This is a genomic window from Heliobacterium mobile (genome assembly GCF_009720735.1).
GTDB classification, from domain to species: domain Bacteria; phylum Bacillota; class Desulfitobacteriia; order Heliobacteriales; family Heliobacteriaceae; genus Heliobacterium; species Heliobacterium mobile.
Genome location: NZ_WNKU01000070.1, coordinates 1 through 2,753 on the forward strand (window position 1 = coordinate 1; position 2,753 = coordinate 2,753).

A 2,753-nucleotide genomic window follows, 5' to 3' on the forward strand; every position below is an offset into this window, starting at 1 on the left:
TCCTATATCCATTCGACATAAAATGGAAAAATCCTTTAAAGGTTCATTGCTTTATGGGTGGCTTTTTAGACAGACTCTATTAATATGGAGTAATTATATTTCGGAGGATAAAATGGTAACCAACGCTCAAGTTCTTGAGGCATCAAAGTACTTAAATAACCTAATTATTACCCAGTGGGTTACTGAACATTTTCTATCTCCTCTGTGGTTAAGCGGGGTATTGCTTATACTATTTTCTTACGTCTTATTTTTCTATTTAGTAGACAAGAAACGTATCATTGAAATACTGCTTTTCGGTTCGTTAGTAGCTGTTTCTTTCTCGGTTTATAACGCAACCGGTTCACAATTCGATTTATGGATACAATTTAAAAGGGTACTTCCGTTAAACCCCAACTTCTTTCTAGGCGACCTTACGCTAATACCTTTATACGGGATGCTTGTATACCAATACACGTCTTCTTGGAAGAGTTTTTTTCTGTGGAACGTAATTTGGGCCGGTGCATTTGCTTTTGGATTATACTTTCTAATTTTAGTTAGATTGGATGCATTTAGATATTTTATTTCGTTTGGGCCGATAATAGATTTTATCTTTTTAACTACAGATGGAATAGTTGCACGAGGTATTCTGGTGTCTCTGTTAAAATTGGAAACACGACATGGAAATCTTGCGTCAAAACGGTCATTGTCTGAACTTATTGCTCAACCAGTAAGGAGACCGTCTGATTTCCAAGATAGATATAATGATGATTAGCAGAAATAGGAAAGTACGGGCTTAAGAAATGGAAAAGCGTTTGGCAGTGGTAAGGCCAGACGCATTTTTTATATTATCGTAAAGAAACACCTGCTCCTTTCGTTAGTACAGATTGACTGATTTCGAGGAGGCAGGTGTAGGTTATCTGTAGTGGGGTGGGAAGGGAAGTTAAAGATTAGAGCTGACCTCAGAATTACTTTTATACTCCAATGCGTACACTCGCATCGGTGTTCGGTTAAGACACCTATTACCATAGATTCAATCAAATACCACCCAAGGGTCAAGAAGTCGCTTTCGATTGACATTGGGGTCAATGGCTTCCGCGAGGAAAGCCCCTGTCAGCGGATTGTATCCGCGCGGATTGATTCCTTCATAAATTAATACCGCATTAAGAACATTGTACGCTGTTGCCGCAAATATTTTGGACCAGCGAAGCGGGGTAAGTCGCTGAGTATTTTGTGGATACTGTTCTTTCAGCACTCCGAGGATGTTTCGACTAACGATAAGTGTTAATATCGCCGTATACACTAACGCTTCGACGACGCAATCATCCGCAGAAGATATCTGCTCCAGGGCATAGGAACTTTTCAATTCCTTCATGACCAACTCAATGGCCCATCGTGCACTATAAAGTTTCGCAATATCTTCCGGTGTCACACAGTCTGCAGGGATATTGGTCACATAAAAATGATACGACTTTTTATTTTCATTCCACATACCAATTACACGCAGGGGGCGATTTTCATTGTCCTGCTTCTTTGTGGAAAGCATCACTTCCAGATCGACGGTTTCCTTTTGAAACTGGTCTTTGACGGCTTTAAATCGTTGGCCGGCAATCGTTATCCCTTTTCTTTTTTTCAAAGACCGAAGAATGAGTGGATTACAGTTACTCTTTACGCGAGATACAAAGAACCCCCCCAGTGCGTCGAGCTCTTGAAATCGTTGATGGTCAAAGTAACCCAAGTCCATTAATAGAATTCGGTTTTTTACCCATGGCCCCAAATCCAACAGACCTTGTTCGCTTCGTTTCCCTTCTACCACTTCTACGTTACGAGGACCCTTTCCCCATGCACTCATCAATAGGTTCAATTTAATGGCAGCCGGGGATGAGTTCGTTCGGGAGCCGGGCCAACGATTGGCTAATTTTTCATGAAGATGAATCAGTGTGCTGTCGACAAGAAGCAAATCAAGAAATCCTTTAAGTGTGGCGGACATGCATACAGTCGGTTCATTTGCCATGTCTGCAACCGCTTTTTGAACACATTGCTTCAAAAACGCGACGAGTTCAGGTTTGAATCGATCATAAAATGATGACATGGCAATTTTGTTTGCGGCCATGCTGGTATACGTTCGTTTTAGTTCCGCCAAGGTACGTTGAAGTCCGACCCCAAACCCTAAGACCAATGACCAAAAAAAGACCACAGGATCGACTTTGCGATCTCTTTTAACAAAACCTACTTCAATTGCAGTTTTTAGTAACCACTCTTTTGGATAAAGTTCCGTTAGCTTCTTCTCGATGGCTTGTTCTTCTTTCGGTAATTCAAACATTGGGCACGCCTCCGTGTCATTTGAATGCCACAAGTATTCGACACGGAGTGCCAAAAATCCTTATTTCCCGCATATTCTATATTTGGTTAGTATAGGGTTAACCGAACACTAATGCGTACACTCGGTAATCAGCTTTTTCATAATGTAATAGCGGGGTAACCAAGGATCGCAATAATGATGATCAAAAAGGCTAAAGCTACAATGCTTAACCGCTGGGAATGAAATCCCGGCGGTCTTTTTCGTCCACACCTAAGCTGCTAAACCCATAAAATGGAACTGCAGTTGTTCCTTAATCGATCCGAGAGGAGGCGTTAACATGGGTGCTGCTGTTGCTGGTGGTTACGTTGGATTCCCTACCGTAGTCGGGCTTGCTATCGCTCTCATCGTTATTGGAGCTTTTTACCCTGCGATTATTGGCGTCGGTTACGCTGGTGACGGTTGTTAGTTAAGAGAG

The 2,753-nt window shown here is 41.8% G+C and carries 2 protein-coding genes and 1 pseudogene; 2 read left to right on the plus strand and 1 reads right to left on the minus strand.

What is annotated here, in order from left to right:
* A pseudogene (locus tag GJ688_RS20450) lies at positions 1-751 on the plus strand (hypothetical protein); the annotation flags it as partial.
* A 258-nt stretch (positions 752-1,009) separates the two neighbouring features.
* On the opposite strand, the gene GJ688_RS19385 reads toward GJ688_RS20450, so the two are convergent.
* Positions 1,010-2,299: an IS4 family transposase gene (locus GJ688_RS19385; RefSeq protein ID WP_155478142.1), complete on the minus strand. Its 1,290-nt coding sequence runs from the start codon at positions 2,297-2,299 to the stop codon at positions 1,010-1,012.
* Between the two features lie 316 nt (positions 2,300-2,615).
* On the opposite strand from GJ688_RS19385, the gene GJ688_RS21190 reads away from it, so the two are divergent.
* Complete coding sequence (locus GJ688_RS21190) at positions 2,616-2,744, plus strand: hypothetical protein (protein ID WP_268892123.1); 129 nt, start codon at positions 2,616-2,618, stop codon at positions 2,742-2,744.
* Positions 2,745-2,753: the final 9 nt, after the last annotated feature.